The following is a 19,033-nucleotide window of genomic DNA, read 5'->3' on the forward strand; positions in this document are numbered from 1 at the left end:
GTTTACGCTTACACTGGATTGCCGCGTTGCCTTCGGCTCCTCGCAATGACGGTCCCGATTATTCCTCGGTCCGTATCAAGATCATCTCGCCGATCAGCGCAAACAATATGAACGGCCCCCACGCCGCAAGAAAGGGCGAATAGGCGCCGAGATCGCCCATCGCGAGCGCGAAATTGTCGGCGACGAAATAAGCGAAACCAAGCCCCATGCCGATGATCGCGCGCACGAACAGCTTGCCCGATCGCGCGAGGCCGAACGCCGCGACGGCGCCCAGCAGCGGCATCAATATCGCAGACAGCGGCCCCGAAATCTTGTGCCAGAGCACGCCCTTGAGCGCGCCGACGGGACGCCCCGCGGCCTCGAGGTCGGCGATCGCCGAGCGGAGCTGGAGGAAGGGCAACTCGTCGCCGTCGACCTGCGCGAGCGTGAACTGGTCGGGGCGCACATTTTTCGCCGCGATGATCGTGCCCAGGGGTTCGAGCGTGCCCGACCGGCGCATGAAGCGCCGCGCGTTCGTCAGTTCCCAGCCGCCGCCCGCAACCGCGCGCGCGCTGTCGGCCGAGAGCATCGACGACAGCACGCCGCCGGTGCGCTCGTAAATCGTGACATAGCCGAGGACGATCGTCGGGCCGCTGGTATCGACCGTCGTCGCGTTGATCAGGTCGTCGCCGTCGCGAACCCAGATATTGGTGCGTATGCCGCTGTCCTTGGGGACCTTTTTATATTCGACCTTCTGCCACGCGCTGAGCGCCGCGGTCGAGCGCGTCACGATGCGTTCGTTGAAAGCGAAGCTGATCCCCGCGACGAGCAATGCGGCGAGGAACAGCGGCGCGAGCACCTGATGCGCCGACATGCCCGCCGCCTTCATCGCGATGACCTCGCTGTTCTGGTTGAGCGTCACCATCGTCAATATCGTGCCGAGCAGCACGGAAAAGGGCAGGAAGGTCTCGATGATCTGCGGCAGCCGCATCCCGACATAGCGCCACACGTCCGCATCGCTGTTGCCCGCGACGCCGAGGATCTTGCCGCTTTCGCCGAGCAGGTCGAGCGTCTGGAGAATCAGCACCAGCGCGAAAAGGATCGAGAAGGAGCGGACGAGGAAGAGGCGGCCGACATAGAGCGCCATCGTGCGCGACGGGAAAAAATGAAGCTGGTGCATCAGGCTTGCCGTATCTTGTCGCGCTGGAACATGCTGAGCAGGCCGCGGATCTTCTGCGCCGCCTTGGCGGCGACGCGTTCGAGCGCGCCGATCGGCTGCCCGCCGGGAACGTGCGCGATCGTATAATACATCCAGACCGCCAGCGCCGCGAAGAGCAGATAGGGAACCCAGAGCGCGATCAGCGGATCGATCGTCCCGCGCGCGCCCAGATCCTCGGCATATTGGTTGATCTTGTGCTGGGTGACGAGCAGCACGATCGACAGGAAGACCCCGAGCGACGATGTCGATCGTTTCGGCGGTATCGCGAGCGCGACGGCGATCAGCGGGATGAGGAACATCGACATCACCTCGACGATGCGGAAGTGGAAATTCGCCCGCGATTCGAGGCGCGTCTGTTCGGGCTGGCTGCTGTCCTTGCCCGCAACGAACAGCTCGGGAATCGTCATTTCACGGTCGGCGCCGCCGCGCAGGCGGAACGCCTCGATCTTGGGCAGCGGGATCGGCAGGTCGTGATTGTCGAAGGTCAGGACACGCGGCACCGAAAATTTGGGCGATTCATGGATCAGGACGCCTTGCGACAGGCGCAGGATGATCGTGTTCGGATCGTCGGTCGCCAGGAACTGACCGCGCGCCGCGGTCGCCGACACGCGCTGCCCGTCGCGTTGCTCGCCGCGCACGAAGATGCCGCGCAAGGCCCGCCCGTCATTATAGCTTTCCTCGATGCGCAGCGTCATGCGGTCGCCCAATTTGGTGAATTCGCCGACCTTGATCGATGCGCCGAGCGCGCCCGAGCGCAATTCGAACTGCAGCCCTTCATAGGCATAGCGCGCAACCGGCTGGATGAAGCCGACGATCGCGAGGTTCAGCGCCGCGAGCGCGATCGCATAGGCGAAGGGGATGCGCATTAACCGCCCGAAACTCATCCCCACGCCCTTGAGCACGTCGAGCTCGCTCGACGTCGCAAGCCTTCGGAAAGCAAGGAGAATCCCGAGCATCAGCCCGATCGGGATGCCGAGCGAAAGATATTCGGGGATGAGGTTGGCGAGCATACGCCACACGACGCTGACGGGGCCGCCCTCGGTCGCGACGAAGTCGAAGAGGCGGAGCATCTTTTCGAGCACGAGCAGCATCGCCGACAGGACGAGCGTGCCGAGCATCGGGAAGAAAATGAGCCGCGCGATATAGCGGTCGATGGCAGGCAGCTTATTCAATCTTTCGTCGCCCCATCACCATGATTTGGCCGCAGTTGTTTCCGATATGCCGATTCAAGGGCGACAGGGACCCATGTCAGCGCGCGCTCTCGCGCTCGCTGGGATGGCTATAGCCTCTGGAGGTTTTGAGGTCATGTCGAAATTTGTATCCGCACTGCTTGGCGTTTCCGTGCTGGCTTTCGCCGCATCGGCGCAGGCGGAAGGCCGGGTCATCTCGAACGATCTGTCGCAGTGCAAGAGCGGCCCGTCGACGCTGGTCCAGATCAGCGGCGTCAAGGCGTCGACCGGCAAGATTCGCGTGCAAAGCTATCGCGGCACGTCGGCTGACTGGCTGGAGAAGGGCCGCTGGCTCGCCCGTATCGAAGTGCCGGCACGCGCCGGTTCGATGACCGTCTGCGTGCCGCTGCCCGAAGCGGGCGTGTACGGCATCGCGGTGCGTCACGACGTCAACGGCAACGGCAAGACCGACATCTCCCGCGATGGCGGCGGGATGTCGAACAATCCGAGCATCAACATCTTCAACCTCGGCAAGCCGAGCTACAAGAAGACGGCCTTTTCGGTCGGGGATGCGCCCAAGAAGATCTCGATCACGATGAAATATATGTAACGGATATGGCCAGCGTCGCGCTCCTTTCGAATCCACGTTCGACGGGCAACCGTGCCCTGTTGCCGCAGGTTCGCGAATATTGCGCGTCGCATCCCGACATCTTCCATTACGAAGTCGAGGACGTCGACCAGATCGGCGAAGCGATCCGCACGATGGCGATGGTCAGTCCGCGCATCGTCGTCATCAACGGCGGCGACGGCACGGTGCAGGCGGCGCTGACCGAACTTTACTCGGGCGGCCATTTCGGCGGTTCGCCGCCGCCGGTCGCGGTGCTTCCGAACGGCAAGACCAATCTGATCGCGCTCGACCTCGGGGCGGAGGGCGATCCGATCAAGGCGTTGCAGCGCGTCGTCGACCTGGTCGAGAGCGGCCGGCTCGAAGACCATGTGATCGAACGCCAGCTGATCTCGCTCGACAGCGGCGATGAATCGCGCCCCGTGCTCGGCATGTTCCTCGGCGGCGCCTATCTCGCCGACGTGATGCTCTATTGCCGCAATCGCATCTATCCGCTCGGCCTGCCCAACGGGATCTCGCATTTCCTCGCGGCGATGCTCGCGCTGTTCGCGATCATCTTCGGTATCGGCGGCGGGCGGCTGCCGCCCAAGCCCGAGCCGATGACGGTGTCGTTGGTCCGCCAAGGCGAGTTCAAGGGCAAATTCTCGCTTCTGATCGTCACGACGCTCGAGAAACTGCTGCTCAGCATCCGCACCAGCGAAGCCTATGGCACGAACGGCAATATGAAGCTGCTCGCGACCGACAGCAATGTCGGGGCGCTGTTCCGGATGCTCGGCGCGACCTGGCGCGGGACGCTGGGGCAAAAGCAGCTCGAGGGCGTGCATTTCCAGCAGGGTGACGAAATCCGTATCGAAGGCGAACGCTCGAACGTCATCCTCGACGGCGAAATCTTCCAGGCCAAGAACGGCATGCCGATCATCCTGACCTCGACGCAGCCGGTTCCCTTCCTGCGCCTCGCCGCCTGAGCCTTTCATGTCCACCCTGTCCGAACTCGTCCGCGAAGAACTCGGGGGACCCGTCGAACCGCGCGTCGCCGCGATGGCGGCGGCGCTCGCCGCCCAATATCCGGGCAGCGCGCGCGCGGTGCTCTTTTATGGCAGTTGCCTGCGCGAAAGCGAGCTAGACGGGCTGATGCTCGATTTCTATCTGATCGTTTCCGACTATGGCGACGCCTATCCGAAACGCTGGATGGCCGCGGCGAACCGGCTGATTCCGCCCAATGTCTTTCCGTTTCAGCACGGCGGGCTGATCGCGAAATATGCGGTGCTGAGCGAAGCCGATTTCGACCGGCTGAACGGACCCGAGACGCGCAACGTGTCGGTGTGGGCGCGTTTCGCCCAGCCGTCGCGGCTCGCCTGGGCAGTCGACGATACCGCGCGCGACCGCGCCGTCGCGGCGGTATCGCGCGCCGCGCCGACCTTGCTCGCGGCGGCGGGCCGGGTCGATGGCGAAGCGTCGCTCGACTGGTGGCGCCGCGCCTTTTCCTTGACCTATTCGGTCGAGCTGCGCGCCGAACGCTCCGGCCGCGCGCAGTCGGTCGTCGATGCCGATGCTGCCCGTTACGAACGATTCGGTGCACCCGCGATCGTGGCGATCCCGAAGAGCGCGCGCGCCGGAGGATGGGCGCGCCGGCGGCTCGAAGGCAAGCTGCTCAGCGTCGCCCGGCTCGCCAAGGCGAGCCTGACCTATGCCGGGGGGATCGATTATCTGGCGTGGAAGATCAATCGCCACGCCGGGACCAAGATCGAAATCAAGCCGTGGCAGCGCCGCTGGCCGCTCGTCGCGGCGCTGACGCTTGTGCCGCGTCTGATCCGGGGCGGCGCGATCCGCTGAGGAGTCAGCGACCCGAAAGGCTCAACTCGCCAGCCGCTGACCGTCGGGCCGATGCTCGCCGCTCCGCCGGATTGCCTGGTCGAGCGCGCTGAGCGTGAAGGGTTTGCGCAGCACGTCATGGTCGCCGAAGGCGGCGTCCTCGCTGGCATCGCCCGCATAGCCGGTCACGAACAGCACCGACAGTTCGGGCCAGCGCTGTTTCAATCGCGCGACCATTTCGGGGCCGGTGAGTTCGGGCATCAGCACGTCGGAGAGGATCAGGTCGAAACCGCCGCGGCCTTCGGCCAGCCGTCCTTCGACCAGGGCCTCGGCCTCCATTGGATTGCCACACGCGACCGCGGTATGGCCGAGCTCGCTGACCGCATCGACCGTCGCGGCCAGGACGCGCGCGTCGTCCTCGACCACCAGAATGCTGAGTGCGTCGGCGGGCGTCGCGGGCGCGGCGGCATCGCCCGGGGCCGTGTCGTCCACGGTGTCGGCCAACGGTTTTGCGATGGGCAGCAGCATGGCGACGCTCGTGCCTTCGCCCTCGGTCGACGAAATCTGCACCTCGCCGCCCGACTGGCGGCAGAAGGCGAAGACCTGGCTCATGCCGAGCCCGGTGCCCTGGCCCGCAGGCTTGGTGGTGTAAAAGGGATCGAAGACGCGCTCGAGAACTTCGGGCGACATGCCGCAGCCGGTGTCGATCACCTGCACCGCGAGCGCCGCCGCCATGCCTTCGCGGTCGCCCTGCGTGCGGATCGTGAGCGATCCATGGCCGTTCATCGCGTCGCGCGCATTGACCGCCAGATTGAGCAGGGCGTTTTCGAATTGTTGCCGGTCGATCCAGCAGGCGCGGCCTTCGGCCTGAAGATCGAGCGTCAACGCGATCCGGTCGCCGATCGTGCGCTCGATCAATTGCGCAAAGCTTGCGATGCATTCGTCGATCGGGGTCATTTCGGGCCGCGCGGGCTCCGACCGGGCGAAGGTCAGCAGGCGCCGCGTCAGGTCGGCGGCGCGATTGGCGCCGTCGAGCGCGTTGGCGAGGTGGCGCTGCGCCTTTTCGGGCGTATCGGGAAGCCAGCGCTGCGCAAGCTCCAGGCCGCCGACGACGACCGCCAACATATTGTTGAAATCATGCGCGATGCCGCCGGTCAGCTGGCCGACGGCCTCCATTTTCTGTGCCTGACGCAGCTGCGCCTCCGCGGCTTCGCGGTCGGTCATTTCGCTGCGCAGCGCCGCGTTCGCATGGGCGAGCTCGGCGGTGCGCTCCTCGACCGCCGCTTCAAGCTGCGCGGCGCGATCGCTTTCGACCAGCTGCTCGCGCCGCGCGAGGCGCCGTTCCGTCTCCGCGCGAATCAACGAGAATGTCGCGCCGATCGCGATGACCGCCGCAGCCGCGCCGAGCAGCGAAAAGAGCAGGATCGCCTGGTTGAGGCTGGCGCGATCGGCGGCCGCCAACCGGTTGCGGTCGCTGAGCAGGGCGCGCTCGTTGGCGATGATTTCGGAAAGCAGCTTGTCGATCCGGCCCAGCCCCTCGCCCTTGCCGGCCGCGTAAAATTTGGAAATGGCGGCGACGGTCTGGTTGTAATTGGCGCTCAGTGCGGCATCGCCGAGTTGCTCGCCGCGGCTGTCCATCTCGCGCGTCAGTTGTTCGACCAGCGCCATCTGTTTCGGATTGTCGCGCACGTTGCGCTGCAGCCGCGCCATGAACTGGCGCGCGCGGCCCCACTGATATTCATAGATGCGCCCGTCCTCTTTCTGCAGCCCGACCGCGAAGCGGCCGAGCGCCGCTTCGGCGCGCGCGATAGCGGCATCGACCGATCGGGTCTGCGAAATGACTTCCATGCTCTGCGTTTGCCAGCCGAGCGAGCGGTCGTAATTGTCGTTGGCGCGGGCGAGCAGAAGGACGAGCGCTCCGACCACACCGGTCAGGATCGCGCCGAGGACGATCGTCGACCAGAAGCGAATACGCTCCCGCCGGCCGTCATTTTCGCTTTCGATATCCCGCTCGAACACGCGCATCTCTTACCGGACAAGCGGTGCGTCGCAAAGCACCGAAGGCCGCGCGGGTTCAATTCGCCCCGAAAAGGAATCCGCTGGTCGCCGCGCCGGCTCGCTTCAGCCGATAATGCCGACGCGCTTGCCCGCGCGCTCGAAGCGGCCAAGGATCTCGCCGACCTGCTCGCTCGAATGTTCGGCGCACAGCGAACAGCGCAGCAATGTCATGCCGGCGGGGGTCGCCGGCGGGCGCGCGAGGTTCACATACAGCCCCTCTTCGAGCAGCGCTTCCCACATCATCGCGCCCTTTTCGAGGTCGGGCATGATGACCGCGATGATCGCCGACTGCGGTTCTTCGGTGCCGAGCGTGAAGCCCAGGTCCCTGAGGCCCTTGTGCAGCGTCTTCGAATTTTCCCACAGATGCGCGCGCTTGTTCGATCCGTGCATCAGCTTGCGAATGCTCGTCGCCGCGGTCGCAACGACGCTGGGGGGCAGCGAGGCGGTGAAGACGTAGGGGCGGCAGACGAGCCGCATGATCTCGAACTTCGGATGGTTCGACACGCAGAAGCCGCCGACGGTGCCGACGCTCTTCGAAAAGGTGCCGATGATGAAGTCGACGTCGTCGATCACGCCCTGCGCCTCGGCAACGCCGCGGCCATGTTCGCCGATGAAGCCCATCGAGTGCGCCTCGTCGACCAGTACCATCGCGCCATTTTCCTTGGCCACACGGACCATTTCCTTCAGCGGCGCGATATCGCCGAGCATCGAATAGACGCCCTCGAGCACGACAAGCTTGCCGGCTTCTGCGGGCAGGCGCTTCAGCCGCTTTTCGAGGGCCTCGATATCATTGTGGCGGAAGGCGACGATTTCGGCGTCGCCCATCTTGCACCCGTCATAGATCGAGGCATGGCTGTCGATGTCGAGGATGACATAGTCGCCTTTGCCCGCGATCGTCGAAATGATGCCGAGGTTCGCCTGATAGCCGGTCGAAAACACCATGGCATGATCCATGGCGTAAAACTCTTTCAGCGCCTCTTCGCACTCCTTGTGGCCCTGATAGGTGCCGTTGAGGACGCGGCTGCCGGTAGTGCCGCTGCCGAACTTGTCGAGCGCGTCCTTGCCCGCGGCGATGACATCCTCGTCGAAGGTCATGCCCATATAATTATAGGTGCCGAGCAGGATCGTCTCGCGCCCGTTGCAGATCGCGACGGTCGGCGAGACCACCTTTTCCATCACGAGGCTGAAGGGGTCGGTGACGCCCGTCGCGAGCAATGCCTCGCGCTGCTGGATCAGCGGGTCGAATTTGGAGAAGAGGTCGGTCATTCGGGTTCTTCCGTGCGCCCCGGCGAAAGCCGGGGTCCAGATAGGTTGCGCTACGCCGCGATAGACCCCGGCTTTCGCCGGGGAACACGCCCGGTCAGGCCTTCAGCTTCTCGACCGCGGCGACCAGCTGGCCGACATTTTCGATCTCGGCCTGCATGTTCATGCTGATGATGATGTCAAACGTGTCCTCGACTTCGGCAACGAAATCCATCACGGTCAGGCTGTCCCATTCGAGGTCGCCGGCAAAGGTGGTCGCGTCGGTCAGTTCGACGCCCTTCTTGTTGAACGGTTCGATCAGGCCGAAAATCTGGTCGGTGAGGGCGGTGCTCATTTTATGCGTCCCATACAGGAATAAGAATGCGCGCGGGCATGCCGCGATGATGTGCGATTGGCAAGCGAATGCGGCGGGAACAGGGCAGCATCTTGCCGAGAAACGCGCGGCGTGCCATCGCTGTGGCGGGTCGAAGACGAGGGACAGGCCGATGCCAGACGATCCGAAGCCAGCACCGGGCGCGGCCTTTCCGCCCAACGCCGTGCATCTGGTGCGCACGACGCAGCAGATCACGATGCAATTGTCGCAGATGGCCGACCAGAAGGCATCGATCCTGATGGGCGCGACATTTGTCGTTTTCACGCTCGCCATCGGGCAGGCGCGCGCCGGGGCGGGCGCGCTCGCGATGCCGCTGACCATCCTCGCGACCTTTTCCTTCCTGTCGGCGCTGCTCGCCGTTTCGGCGGTGCTGCCGCGCGTGGGAAAAGCGCCGCCGGTCGTCTACAAGGACGGCAAGGACCATAGCAACATCCTCTTCTTCGGCCGCTTTTCGCAGATGGATGAGGATGACTATATCGCGGCGGTGAAGTCGCGGCTGCGCAGCGAGGAAGACATTTACGAGACGATGCTGCGCGATACCTATCAGAACGGCATTGTCCTCGCGCGGCGCAAATATCGCTATCTCGCCTATGCCTACCGGCTGTTCGTCGCGGGGTTGACGTTGACCTTTGTCGCCTTCGGGGTCGAGATGGCGACGATGTGGGGTGGGTGAACATAGAGATCATCGCTGTTGCCTTTCTGCCACCCCGACCGAATAAATGATCCGCTAAAAATCATCCGGTATTGAACGCCTATATCCCTGCGCCTATCCGGGCCGGCTATGCTTCAGCAAGCCACCCCTTTGGCCGCGGATCGTTCGCGGGGCTTTCGCGCCGAATTTCGCGCGACGCTGGCGCTCGCCTGGCCGCTCGTCCTCACCAATCTGACCATGTCGCTCATCGGTGCCACCGACGTACTGATGGTCGGCTGGCTGGGGCCGACCGAGCTGGCGGCTGCCTCGCTCGGGTTCAACCTGTCGATGCTGCTCGCCATTTTCGGCATGGGGCTGGTGGCCGGCGCGTCGCCGCTGATGGCGAGCGAGATCGGGCGCCGGGCGCATTCGGTGCGCGATATCCGCCGGACCTTTCGCCAGACGCTTTGGCTCGTGGCGCTGCTGTCGGTGCCGATGCTGCTGATCCTCTGGAACACCGGCGCCATATTGCTGCTGCTGGGGCAGAATGCCACACTCTCCGCGCTCGCGCAGGAATATGTCCGCATCTACATGTGGTCGATCCCGCTGTTCCTCGCAACGCTGGCGTTCCGCAACTTTCTCGCTGCGCTCGAACGGCCGATGTGGTCGCTCGTCGTCGGGGTTGTCGGCGTGCTCGGCAATATCGTCTTCAACTATGCCCTGATCTTCGGCAAGTTCGGCATGCCGGCGCTCGGCATCGTCGGCGCCGGGGTCGGCAGCGTGCTCACGAATATGGTCATGCTCGCGCTGATGATCGCGGTCGTGTATCGAGAGCGGCGTTTTCGCCGCTATCACCTGCTCGGCCGTTGGTGGCGCAGCGACTGGCCGCGCTTTGCCGAAATGACACGTATCGGCACGCCGATCGCGATCAGCCACGCCTTCGAGGCCGGGGTCTTCTCTGCGGCTGTCATGCTGATGGGCTGGATTTCGACGGCGGCGGTCGCGGCGCATGCAGTCGCGCTGCAACTGGCATCGCTGACCTTCATGGTCCCTATGGGATTGGCGCAGGCGGCAACGGTCCGCGTCGGCATCGGCTATGGCCGCGGCGACGCAGCGCATGTCCGCCGCGCCGGCTGGACCAGCTTTATCATGGGCACCGGGTTCATGGCGGCGATGGCGCTGATCATGCTCGCGATCCCCGGCACGCTTGCCGGCCTGTTCATCGATCGAGCCAATCCCGCCAATGCCGAGGTCGCCGAACTGGCCGTCAGCTTCCTGATCATCGCGGCGCTGTTCCAGGTCGCCGACGGGGCGCAGGTCGTCGCGCAGGGCATGTTGCGCGGTTTGCACGACACTTTCGTCCCGATGCTGTTCGCGCTGTTCGGTTACTGGGTGATCGGCATCGGTGTGGGCGCCTGGCTGGCGTTCGAGCGTGACTGGGGCGGGGTCGGAATCTGGACCGGGCTCGCCACCGGGCTCAGCATCGTCGCGGTGCTGATGCTGTCGCGCTGGATGCAGCGCGAACGGTTGCGGCTGTTGCCGGCAACGGCGGTCCGCTGAACAATATGGGCCGCTGCATCGCGGACCGGACGCGCTTGCCCTTGAAGCCCGGATTTCGCGTCCCATCTGAAAGCGACAACGCGGCATCGATTTTTTTCCCGCCGCTGCCTTGACCCTGCCATATGCCCCGCCCATATGCCGGCTGTTAGCACTCGCGCCCTGTGAGTGCTAAGCGACATCCATTGCAATTCTGGAGGGATATCCATGCAATTTCGTCCGCTGCACGACCGCGTGCTCGTCCGCCGTATCGAAGCCGAAGAAAAGACGGCCGGCGGCATCATCATTCCCGACACCGCCAAGGAAAAGCCGCAGGAAGGCGAAGTCGTCTCGGTCGGCACCGGTACCCGCGCCGATGACGGCAAGGTCACCCCGCTCGACGTGAAGGCCGGCGACCGCATCCTGTTCGGCAAATGGTCGGGCACCGAGGTCAAGGTCGACGGCGAAGAGCTGCTGATCATGAAGGAATCGGACATCCTCGGCGTTCTCGCCTGAGCGATTTCATCGAATCGAAAGTGAAGTTGCGCAGTTTTCTGCGCCTTTGAAAGGAACAAGCACATGGCTGCTAAAGACGTCAAATTCTCGCGCGACGCGCGCGAACGCATCCTGAAGGGTGTCGACACCCTCGCCGACGCGGTGAAGGTGACCCTCGGTCCCAAGGGCCGCAATGTCGTGATCGACAAGAGCTTCGGCGCGCCCCGCATCACCAAGGACGGCGTCACCGTCGCCAAGGAAATCGAACTCAAGGACAAGTTCGAAAACATGGGCGCCCAGATGCTGCGCGAAGTCGCATCGAAGGCGAACGACAAGGCCGGCGACGGCACCACCACCGCGACCGTGCTCGCTCAGGCGATCGTCCGCGAAGGCATGAAGTCGGTTGCCGCCGGCATGAACCCGATGGACCTGAAGCGCGGCATCGACCTCGCGGTCACCAAGGTCGTCGAAACGATCAAGGCGCAGTCGAAGCCCGTTTCGGGCACCGCTGAAATCGCCCAGGTCGGCATCATTTCGGCCAATGGCGACAAGGAAGTCGGCGAAAAGATCGCCGAAGCGATGGACAAGGTCGGCAAGGAAGGCGTGATCACCGTCGAGGAAGCCAAGGGCCTCGATTTCGAACTCGATGTCGTCGAAGGCATGCAGTTCGACCGTGGCTACCTGAGCCCCTATTTCATCACCAACCCCGAAAAGATGCTCGTCGAGCTTTCGGACCCCTACATCCTGATCTTCGAAAAGAAGCTGTCGAACCTCCAGTCGATGCTTCCGATCCTCGAAGCCGTGGTGCAGTCGGGCCGTCCGCTGCTCATCATCGCCGAGGACATCGAAGGCGAAGCGCTCGCCACGCTGGTGGTCAACCGCCTGCGCGGCGGCCTCAAGGTCGCGGCCGTCAAGGCGCCCGGCTTCGGCGATCGCCGCAAGGCGATGCTGCAGGACATCGCGATCCTGACCAAGGGCGAAATGATCAGCGAAGACCTGGGCATCAAGCTCGAGTCGGTCACGCTGAACATGCTCGGCCAGGCCAAGCGCGTCACGATCGACAAGGACAACACCACCATCGTCGATGGTGCTGGCGACCATGATGCGATCAAGGGCCGTGTCGAACAGATCCGTGCGCAGATCGAAACGACGACCAGCGATTACGACAAGGAAAAGCTGCAGGAACGCCTGGCGAAGCTCGCCGGCGGCGTTGCGGTTATCAAGGTCGGCGGCGCTTCGGAAGTCGAAGTGAAGGAACGCAAGGATCGCGTCGACGACGCCCTCCACGCGACCCGCGCTGCGGTTGAAGAAGGCATCGTCCCCGGCGGCGGTACCGCGCTTCTGTACGCGACGAAGGCTCTCGACGGCATGTCGGGCGTCAACGAAGACCAGACCCGCGGCATCGACATCATCCGTCGCGCGCTGCAGGCTCCGGTTCGCCAGATCGCCGAGAACGCGGGCTTCGACGGCGGCGTCGTCGCGGGCAAGCTGTTCGACCAGAACGACAGCAACTTCGGCTTCAACGCCTCGACCGACGTCTATGAAGACCTGGTCAAGGCCGGTGTCATCGACCCGACCAAGGTCGTCCGCACCGCGCTTCAGGACGCTGCCTCGGTTGCGGGTCTGCTGATCACCACCGAAGCCGGCATCGCCGAAACGCCCGACGACAAGCCTGCCATGCCCATGGGCGGCGGCGGCATGGGCGGCATGGGCGGCATGGACTTCTAAAGTCCAAACCGTTCGGCACTCAGCCAATGAAAAGAGGGCCGGGGGAGAAATCCTCCGGCCCTTTTTTATGGTCCACGTGCCCCTGCGAAGGCAGGGGCCTATCTCCTGCCGCCGCATTCCCGAGCTATCGATTGCTGAGGGCGACTGGGTCGGCGATGGGCCCCTGCCTTCGCAGGGGCACGGCCGTTCCCTAATTGCCTGTTCAGGCTATGCGGCATAGCTAGGGCGGCGATGATGTTCGTCCTCGCCTTCGCGCTGCTCGCCGAGCCCGCACCGCCTCCGATCGAGCGCTGCGGATACCGCATCGTCGAAACCTTCCCGCACGATGCGACCAGCTTCACCCAGGGCCTCTTCTGGGACGAGGGGCATCTTTATGAAGCCACCGGCCACTATGGCCGGTCGCGCGTCGCCCGGCTCGACCTCGAGACAGGCAAGGCGTTGGCGCAGTCAAAGCTGCCCGCCGACCAGTTCGGAGAGGGGATCACCCGCTGGGGCGACCAGATAATTGGCGTCACCTGGCAGGGCGGCGTCGGCAACCGCTGGTCGATCAAGGATTTGAAGCTCCTCGAAACCTTCCAATATGAGGGCGAGGGCTGGGGCGTGACGATGGTCGAAGGCAGCCTGGTGCTGAGCGACGGGACGCCCGAACTGCGTTTCTTCGATCCGGCAACGATGGCGGAACAGCGGCGCGTGACCGTCCGTTTCGCCGGTCGGCCGATCGCGATGCTCAACGAGCTCGAAACGATCGACGGTCAGGTGTGGGCGAACGTCTGGATGACCGATTTCATCGTCCGCATCGATCCTGCGACCGGCAATGTCGTGTCGCTGATCGACCTGTCGACGCTCAAGGCCGACGCGGGGGTCAGCGGCACCGACAGCGTGCTCAACGGCATCGCGTGGGACGCGGAGGGGAAGCGGCTGTTCGTTACCGGAAAATATTGGCCGACGCTCTACGAAATCGCGCTCGCCGACTGCCGCTAGGCGCCGAGCGCCGCCTCCATTCGCGCCGCGGCGGCGTCATAGACATGCTCTTTCAATCCCGCGGTGATAGCCTTCGCCGCTCGGTCGGGGTGGCCGCCGGGGAAGGGCGGGGCGGGGTCATATTCGATGGCAAGCTGGATCGCCTGTGCGACCGTGTCGCCCTTGAGCCGGGCGATCAGCGTCAGCGCGAAGTCGAGCCCCGAGGTCACGCCGCCGCTGGTCACAATATTTCCGTCCTCGACGACGCGGGCGTTTTCATGGCTTGCCCCGACGAGCGGCAGCAAATGCGCATAGGCCCAATGCGTCGTCGCGCGCTTGCCCGCGAGCAACCCGGCGCGGCCGAGCAGGAAGGCGCCGGTACACACGCTCGTCACCCACGCGGCGCCCGCCGCCTGCTGCGCGATGAAATCGATCGTCGCCCGGTCGTTCAACGCATCGGCAACGCCGTGCCCGCCGGGAATGCAGAGGATGTCGGCTTGCGGCGCGCTCGCGAAGTCATGCGTCGGCAGGATAGCGAAGCCGCTGTCGGTCGCTATCGGGTCTAGGCGCGCCGCCGCGCCCGCGAGCACCGCGCCGGGCATTCGGCACAGCGCCTGCGCGGGCGCGGTGAAGTCGAGTTGTGTGATGCCCGGAAAGAGCAGGAAGACGATGGCGGTCGTCGTGCCGGACGCTGTATTGGTCATGGGATGGTCCTTCGCTGGCGTGGATCACCCAGGCGCGCGGCTCGCATCGGCCCCGTTTCCCGATGGAATTCCATCTTCAGCGCCAGTCGCGGGACGGCATCATCCTAATCCCCGCGGGGCGGCGAGGGAAGGCTATTCGGCGGTTTCTTTTGTTGCGGCCGATGGGTCGGCCGCGGGTGCGGCGCTGTCGCGGCTTTCGAGCATCGCGGCAGCATCGTCGAGGGCCTTGGCTTCGCTGACGGTCACGCCGCCGGGGCCGGGTTCATTGTCGGTGCGGCTGCACCCCGTGACCAACAGGGTCAGCAGGGCGGCGGCAGGCAAGGCGTTTCCTATCATATGCTTCCCATGAAAAAGGGCCCCATCGCTTCGGATGGAGCCCTTCTTTAACAGCCCAAGGGCGTGCCGGCGACTTATTGCTTGTCGTTGGCTTCGGCCTTCTTGGTTTCTTCGGCGATCTTGTCGCCAGCCTTGTCGGCAGCGTCGCCGGCGGCGTTCACCGTGCCTTCGACGGCGTTGCCGGCGTCATCGGCGGCGGCGGCGGTCGCATCGGCGGCGTCGTCGGCGGCAGCGGCGGTCGCATCCGCAGCATCGGCTGCGCCTTCGGCCATTGCGTCGCCGGTGGCGGCGGCGTCGTCAGCCATGGAATCGGCGGTTTCGCCGGCGGCGTCCTGCGTCTTTTCCGAGCAGGCGGCGAGGCTGAAGGCCGCGGCGGCCATCGAGGCGATGATGATCTTGCGCATGGGTATTCCTTTCGAATGCAATGACCGGGCGGCCGGCCATTGGCAGAGAGTTAACGGCGGATCAGGAGCTTGGCAACCGCGCTGCGAGATGCTGTCCCAAAAGGAAAGGGGCCGCCGGCAAACCGTCGACCCCTTTCTGTTCCTTCGGCCCGAAGGCCGGAAAGAAGCTTACTTCTTGGCTTCTTCCATCGCGCCCTTGGCGGCGTCGGCGGCTTCCTGGGCAGCGCCGGCAGCTTCGGCCGCCTTGTCGGTGGCGGTGGCTGCGTCGCCGGCAGCGGCGGCATCGCCAGCGGCGTCGGCGGCGGCACCGGCTTCGCCAGCGGCGGCGGCGGTCGCGTCGGCAGCGCCTTCGGCGGCTTCCATCGCGCCGTCAGCAGCGCCTTCGACGGTCGCAGCTGCGTCTTCGGTCGCGGCCGCCGTGTCGTCGGCAGCCTTTTCGGCGCAAGCAGCGAGGCCCATCGAAGCGGCGAGGACGAGCGACAGAGTGATCGATTTCTTCATGTGGGAATACCCCTCTCAAATTTGGACTGATCGACCGGCACAGGAACTGATCGATCCCGAACATTGCCAATCGCGCGCAGAATTACCCACTCGCCAAATCGCGTGCAACCGTCCTTTTGAAGATAGCCGCCGTGTTTCGCCGCAATCCGCCGACGAGAGCAACGCGCGCCGCGGAAATTGCGGCGTGACGCTTGGTTGACCGGATATAAAGAAAGCTTTATATGTATGTCCGTGAGCGAGCTTATCGAAATTTTCCGCGCTCTCGCGGATCCGACGCGATTGCGAGTCGTCGCGCTGCTGCGCGAGATGGAGCTTGCGATCGGCGAACTTGCGATTGTGCTCGACCAGAGCCAGCCGCGTGTGTCGCGCCATGTCCGTATCCTCGTCGAGGCCGGGATCGTCGAGCGGCGGCGCGAGGGAAGCTGGGTTTTCCTGCGCATTGCCGCCGAAGGACCGGTCGCCGAAATTATCGGTCAGGCCGAGAAATGGCCCTTCTCGGCGCGCGAAACGCGCGTCATCGCGCATGATGCGCGGCGGCTGGCGGCGGTGCGCGACGAGCGCGCCGCGGCGGCAGCGCGATATTTTGCCGAACATGCCGCCGAATGGGATGCGATCCGGTCGCGCCATATCGCCGAGAGCGAGGTCGAAGCGGCGATGCTGGCGATGATGCATAATCGCCGGCTGGGGCATTTGCTCGACATCGGCACCGGCACCGGCCGGATGGCGGAGATTTTCGCACCGACCGCGCGCCGGATCACCGCGCTTGATCGCAGCCCCGAAATGTTGCGGATCGCGCGCACGAAGCTGGAACGGCAGCCGGTGCCCGTCGATCTGATGCAGGGCGACTTTCTGGACCTGCCGGTCGCCGATGCCAGCATCGACAGCATCGTCATCCATCAGGCGCTCCATTTCGCGCACGAGCCCGACCGCGTGATCGCCGAGGCGAGCCGCGTGCTGCGCGGCGGCGGCCATCTGCTCGTCGTCGATTTCGCGCCGCATGAGGATGAGGAATTGCGCGCGCTTGCGGCGCACGCGCGTCTCGGATTTTCGGATGCGCAGATCCGCGGATGGTTCGCATCGGCGGGCCTGCTGCTCGAAACCACGCAGACGCTCGAAGGCGGGGAGCTGACCGTAAAGCTGTGGCTCGGCCGCCGTCGCAGCGATGAAGATCAACCCCCCGTCGCCGAGGGCGGGCAAGGCAAAAGGCTGGCGGCATGACGTCGAACCTCAACTCGCTGGCGGAGGCGCGCCGCGCCGCGGCCTCCCCGCTGTTCGCCAATCTCGACGGCGATATCGGCGTCAGCTTCGAATTTTTCCCGCCGAAGACCGAAAAGATGGAAGCGCAGCTGTGGGACACGTTCCGCGCGCTCGAGCCGCTGGCGCCCAGCTTCGTATCGGTGACCTATGGCGCGGGCGGGTCGACGCGCGAGCGCACCCACGCGACCGTCGCGCGCATCGCCGCCGAAAGCGCCGTGCCGCCCGCCGCGCACCTGACCTGCGTCGAGGCGTCGCGCGCCGAGATCGATGAGGTCGCGCGCGCTTATTGGGAGGCGGGCGTGCGGCATATCGTCGCGCTGCGCGGTGACGTCCCCGGCGGTGAGCCCTATCGGCCGCACCCCGACGGCTACGCCAATGCGATCGAACTGGTCGCGGGGCTGAAGGCGATCGCGCCGTTCGACATTTCGGTCGCCGCCTATCCCGAAACGCATCCCGACGCCGATTGCCCGCAGGCCGATCTCGACAATCTGAAGCGAAAGCTCGACGCGGGCGCGACGCGGGCGATCACGCAATTCTTCTTTTCGCCCGACAGCTTTCTGCGTTTTCGCGATGCCGCCGCCGCTGCCGGCATCGACGCGCCGATCATTCCCGGCATCCTTCCCGTGTCGAACGTGTCGCAGACGCGGCGTATGGCCGATATGTGCGGCACCGCGATCCCGGCGTGGATGGTGTCGCTGTTCGAAGGGCTCGACGATCACCCCGCCGCGCGCCAGCTGGTGGCGGCGACGATCGCCGCCGAAATGTGCCGCCGCCTCTACGCGGGCGGCGTGCGCGATTTCCATTTCTATACCCTCAACCGCGCTGAACTCAGCTATGCTATTTGCCATTTGCTTGGATTGCGGCCGGTATCGACCGCAAAGGACCAGGCAGCATGAGCAGCGCACGCGAAGCATTGCAGGCGGCGGCGAAGGAACGCATCCTGCTGACCGATGGCGGCTGGGGCACGCAGATCCAGCTCCGCAAGCTGGCCGAAGCCGACTATGCCGGCTCGCTGGGCCTCGGCCACGACCAGAAGGGCAACAACGACATCCTTGCGCTGACGCGGCCCGACGTCGTGACGGCGATCGGCGAGGCCTATCTGGCGGCGGGGTCGGACATCGTCTCGACCAATACCTTCAGCGCGAACCGGATCAGCCAGGCGGATTATGGCGCCGAGGCGCTCGTCGCCGAAATCAATCGGGAAAGCGCGCGGCTGGGCCGCGAGACGGCGGAAAAATATGAGGCGCTCGATGGCCGCCGGCGCTTCGTCGCGGGCGCGGTCGGGCCGACGAACAAGACGCTGTCGCTCTCGCCCGACGTCAACAACCCCGGCTATCGCGAGATCGATTTCGACGAACTGAAGGACGTCTATCTGGAACAGGTCGTCGCGCTCGCCGAGGGCGGCGCCGACTTCATCCTGATCGAGACGATCTTCGATACGCTCAATGCCAAGGCGGGCATCGCGGCGACGCTCGAAGCCGAGGCGAAGGTCGGGCGCGAACTGCCGCTGATGATCTCGATGACGCTGACCGACCTGTCGGGTCGCAACCTGTCGGGGCATACGGTCGAGGCCTTCTGGTACGCCGTGCGCCATGCGAAGCCGCTGACGATCGGGCTGAACTGCTCGTTCGGCGCGTCGCAGCTACGTCCGCACGTAAAGGTTTTGTCCGAAATCGCCGATGCGCTGGTGATGGTTTACCCCAACGCGGGCCTGCCGAACGAACTCGGCGAGTATGACGAGATGCCTGACACGACGGCGGAACTTGTCCGCGAATGGGCCGAGCATGGCCAGGTCAACATCCTCGGCGGCTGCTGTGGCTCGACGCCCGCGCATATCGCGGCGATGGCGAAGGCGGTTCAGGGGCTGCCGGCGCGGCAGATTCCCGAGGTGCCGGTGCGCACGCGGCTGGCAGGGCTCGAGCCTTTCACGATGGCGGCCTGATCTCGCTCTGGAGATAGAACCCCGCTCGCCCTGAGCTTGTC

General features: G+C 65.0%; 20 protein-coding genes and 1 riboswitch. Of the genes, 11 read left to right on the plus strand and 9 right to left on the minus strand.

The features are described 5' to 3' along the window. Nucleotides 1-58 precede the first annotated feature (58 nt). Both lptG and lptF read right to left on the minus strand, forming a co-directional pair. Nucleotides 59-1,159 carry an LPS export ABC transporter permease LptG gene (gene lptG, locus HDC29_RS04240; protein WP_179494707.1) on the minus strand — a complete coding sequence of 367 codons (1,101 nt, stop codon included), beginning with the start codon at nucleotides 1,157-1,159 and terminating at the stop codon, nucleotides 59-61. Then, a complete protein-coding gene (lptF, locus tag HDC29_RS04245) occupies nucleotides 1,159-2,370 on the minus strand; it encodes an LPS export ABC transporter permease LptF (RefSeq protein ID WP_179494709.1) in 1,212 nt (403 codons plus the stop codon). Before lptF ends, lptG begins: the two co-directional genes overlap by 1 nt. A gap of 133 nt (nucleotides 2,371-2,503) precedes the next feature. On the opposite strand from lptF, the gene HDC29_RS04250 reads away from it, so the two are divergent. Genes HDC29_RS04250 through HDC29_RS04260 form a run of 3 tightly spaced genes read left to right on the plus strand, consistent with a single transcriptional unit; the run spans nucleotide 2,504 to nucleotide 4,825 of the window. Beyond that, nucleotides 2,504-2,977 carry a DUF2141 domain-containing protein gene (locus HDC29_RS04250; RefSeq protein WP_179494711.1) on the plus strand — a complete coding sequence of 158 codons (474 nt, stop codon included), beginning with the start codon at nucleotides 2,504-2,506 and terminating at the stop codon, nucleotides 2,975-2,977. Between the two features lie 5 nt (nucleotides 2,978-2,982). Next, entirely contained in the window at nucleotides 2,983-3,957 is a 975-nt protein-coding gene (locus tag HDC29_RS04255; RefSeq protein ID WP_179494713.1) for a diacylglycerol kinase family protein, read from the plus strand. A 7-nt stretch (nucleotides 3,958-3,964) separates the two neighbouring features. Next, nucleotides 3,965-4,825, plus strand: a complete 861-nt coding sequence (locus HDC29_RS04260) for a hypothetical protein (protein WP_179494715.1) — start codon at nucleotides 3,965-3,967, stop codon at nucleotides 4,823-4,825. 21 nt (nucleotides 4,826-4,846) lie between these two features. On the opposite strand, the gene HDC29_RS19390 is transcribed toward HDC29_RS04260, so the two are convergent. The 3 genes from HDC29_RS19390 to HDC29_RS04275 all read right to left on the minus strand — a co-directional run bounded on the left by HDC29_RS19390 (nucleotide 4,847) and on the right by HDC29_RS04275 (nucleotide 8,459). Further along, entirely contained in the window at nucleotides 4,847-6,823 is a 1,977-nt protein-coding gene (locus HDC29_RS19390; RefSeq protein WP_179494717.1) for an ATP-binding protein, read from the minus strand. Nucleotides 6,824-6,925: 102 nt separating this feature from the next. After that, entirely contained in the window at nucleotides 6,926-8,128 is a 1,203-nt protein-coding gene (locus tag HDC29_RS04270) for an aminotransferase class I/II-fold pyridoxal phosphate-dependent enzyme (protein ID WP_179494719.1), read from the minus strand. Nucleotides 8,129-8,222: 94 nt separating this feature from the next. Then, nucleotides 8,223-8,459 (minus strand): acyl carrier protein, encoded by a 237-nt coding sequence (locus HDC29_RS04275; protein ID WP_179494721.1) that lies wholly within the window; start codon nucleotides 8,457-8,459, stop codon nucleotides 8,223-8,225. 151 nt (nucleotides 8,460-8,610) lie between these two features. Here HDC29_RS04275 and HDC29_RS04280 point away from each other — a divergent pair, with 151 nt between their 5' ends. The 5 genes from HDC29_RS04280 (at nucleotide 8,611) to HDC29_RS04300 (ending at nucleotide 13,869) form a co-directional block, all read left to right on the plus strand. Next, nucleotides 8,611-9,171 (plus strand): Pycsar system effector family protein, encoded by a 561-nt coding sequence (locus tag HDC29_RS04280; protein ID WP_179494723.1) that lies wholly within the window; start codon nucleotides 8,611-8,613, stop codon nucleotides 9,169-9,171. 129 nt (nucleotides 9,172-9,300) lie between these two features. Continuing rightward, entirely contained in the window at nucleotides 9,301-10,689 is a 1,389-nt protein-coding gene (locus HDC29_RS04285) for an MATE family efflux transporter (RefSeq protein WP_306455560.1), read from the plus strand. A 204-nt stretch (nucleotides 10,690-10,893) separates the two neighbouring features. Continuing rightward, nucleotides 10,894-11,181 (plus strand): co-chaperone GroES, encoded by a 288-nt coding sequence (groES, locus tag HDC29_RS04290; protein WP_179494727.1) that lies wholly within the window; start codon nucleotides 10,894-10,896, stop codon nucleotides 11,179-11,181. Between the two features lie 63 nt (nucleotides 11,182-11,244). Then, complete coding sequence (groL, locus tag HDC29_RS04295) at nucleotides 11,245-12,888, plus strand: chaperonin GroEL (protein WP_179494729.1); 1,644 nt, start codon at nucleotides 11,245-11,247, stop codon at nucleotides 12,886-12,888. 231 nt (nucleotides 12,889-13,119) lie between these two features. Next, nucleotides 13,120-13,869 carry a glutaminyl-peptide cyclotransferase gene (locus HDC29_RS04300; RefSeq protein ID WP_179494731.1) on the plus strand — a complete coding sequence of 250 codons (750 nt, stop codon included), beginning with the start codon at nucleotides 13,120-13,122 and terminating at the stop codon, nucleotides 13,867-13,869. Here the strand turns inward: HDC29_RS04300 and HDC29_RS04305 are convergent. From HDC29_RS04305 to HDC29_RS04320, 4 genes are all read right to left on the minus strand, one after another. Beyond that, a complete protein-coding gene (locus tag HDC29_RS04305; RefSeq protein WP_179494733.1) occupies nucleotides 13,866-14,552 on the minus strand; it encodes a DJ-1/PfpI family protein in 687 nt (228 codons plus the stop codon). The genes HDC29_RS04300 and HDC29_RS04305 overlap by 4 nt on opposite strands. 19 nt (nucleotides 14,553-14,571) lie before the next feature. Further along, nucleotides 14,572-14,652: riboswitch (ZMP/ZTP riboswitch) on the minus strand. Between the two features lie 32 nt (nucleotides 14,653-14,684). Next, nucleotides 14,685-14,873 (minus strand): hypothetical protein, encoded by a 189-nt coding sequence (locus HDC29_RS04310; protein WP_257018026.1) that lies wholly within the window; start codon nucleotides 14,871-14,873, stop codon nucleotides 14,685-14,687. Nucleotides 14,874-14,962: 89 nt separating this feature from the next. Further along, nucleotides 14,963-15,292, minus strand: coding sequence for an entericidin EcnAB (locus HDC29_RS04315; RefSeq protein ID WP_179494737.1), 330 nt, complete (start codon nucleotides 15,290-15,292; stop codon nucleotides 14,963-14,965). Between the two features lie 168 nt (nucleotides 15,293-15,460). Continuing rightward, nucleotides 15,461-15,793, minus strand: coding sequence for a hypothetical protein (locus HDC29_RS04320; RefSeq protein ID WP_179494739.1), 333 nt, complete (start codon nucleotides 15,791-15,793; stop codon nucleotides 15,461-15,463). 231 nt (nucleotides 15,794-16,024) lie between these two features. Between HDC29_RS04320 and HDC29_RS04325 the strand changes: the two genes are divergently transcribed. From HDC29_RS04325 to HDC29_RS04335, 3 genes are read left to right on the plus strand one after another with little or no spacing between them, the layout of a single operon-like run. Next, nucleotides 16,025-17,011, plus strand: a complete 987-nt coding sequence (locus tag HDC29_RS04325; protein ID WP_179494741.1) for a metalloregulator ArsR/SmtB family transcription factor — start codon at nucleotides 16,025-16,027, stop codon at nucleotides 17,009-17,011. Further along, nucleotides 17,008-17,946, plus strand: coding sequence for a methylenetetrahydrofolate reductase (gene metF / locus HDC29_RS04330; protein WP_179494750.1), 939 nt, complete (start codon nucleotides 17,008-17,010; stop codon nucleotides 17,944-17,946). Before HDC29_RS04325 ends, metF begins: the two co-directional genes overlap by 4 nt. Next, nucleotides 17,943-18,992 (plus strand): homocysteine S-methyltransferase family protein, encoded by a 1,050-nt coding sequence (locus tag HDC29_RS04335; RefSeq protein ID WP_179494757.1) that lies wholly within the window; start codon nucleotides 17,943-17,945, stop codon nucleotides 18,990-18,992. Before metF ends, HDC29_RS04335 begins: the two co-directional genes overlap by 4 nt. The last annotated feature ends 41 nt before the right edge of the window (nucleotides 18,993-19,033 follow it).

This window comes from Sphingopyxis sp. JAI108, from assembly GCF_013410105.1.
GTDB lineage: Bacteria > Pseudomonadota > Alphaproteobacteria > Sphingomonadales > Sphingomonadaceae > Sphingopyxis > Sphingopyxis chilensis.

Excerpts from the sequence above, each read along its gene's own strand:
- HDC29_RS04255 (WP_179494713.1), top strand. The coding sequence starts at position 2,983 with ATGGCCAGCGTCGCGCTCCTTTCGAATCCACGTTCGACGGGCAACCGT.
- groES (WP_179494727.1), top strand. The coding sequence starts at position 10,894 with ATGCAATTTCGTCCGCTGCACGACCGCGTGCTCGTCCGCCGTATCGAA.
- HDC29_RS04315 (WP_179494737.1), bottom strand. The coding sequence starts at position 15,292 with ATGCGCAAGATCATCATCGCCTCGATGGCCGCCGCGGCCTTCAGCCTC.
- HDC29_RS04335 (WP_179494757.1), top strand. The coding sequence starts at position 17,943 with ATGAGCAGCGCACGCGAAGCATTGCAGGCGGCGGCGAAGGAACGCATC.
- HDC29_RS04275 (WP_179494721.1), bottom strand. The coding sequence starts at position 8,459 with ATGAGCACCGCCCTCACCGACCAGATTTTCGGCCTGATCGAACCGTTC.
- lptG (WP_179494707.1), bottom strand. The coding sequence starts at position 1,159 with ATGCACCAGCTTCATTTTTTCCCGTCGCGCACGATGGCGCTCTATGTC.
- HDC29_RS04260 (WP_179494715.1), top strand. The coding sequence starts at position 3,965 with ATGTCCACCCTGTCCGAACTCGTCCGCGAAGAACTCGGGGGACCCGTC.
- HDC29_RS04320 (WP_179494739.1), bottom strand. The coding sequence starts at position 15,793 with ATGAAGAAATCGATCACTCTGTCGCTCGTCCTCGCCGCTTCGATGGGC.
- HDC29_RS04280 (WP_179494723.1), top strand. The coding sequence starts at position 8,611 with ATGCCAGACGATCCGAAGCCAGCACCGGGCGCGGCCTTTCCGCCCAAC.
- HDC29_RS04300 (WP_179494731.1), top strand. The coding sequence starts at position 13,120 with ATGATGTTCGTCCTCGCCTTCGCGCTGCTCGCCGAGCCCGCACCGCCT.
- HDC29_RS04305 (WP_179494733.1), bottom strand. The coding sequence starts at position 14,552 with ATGACCAATACAGCGTCCGGCACGACGACCGCCATCGTCTTCCTGCTC.
- HDC29_RS04270 (WP_179494719.1), bottom strand. The coding sequence starts at position 8,128 with ATGACCGACCTCTTCTCCAAATTCGACCCGCTGATCCAGCAGCGCGAG.
- metF (WP_179494750.1), top strand. The coding sequence starts at position 17,008 with ATGACGTCGAACCTCAACTCGCTGGCGGAGGCGCGCCGCGCCGCGGCC.
- groL (WP_179494729.1), top strand. The coding sequence starts at position 11,245 with ATGGCTGCTAAAGACGTCAAATTCTCGCGCGACGCGCGCGAACGCATC.
- HDC29_RS04250 (WP_179494711.1), top strand. The coding sequence starts at position 2,504 with ATGTCGAAATTTGTATCCGCACTGCTTGGCGTTTCCGTGCTGGCTTTC.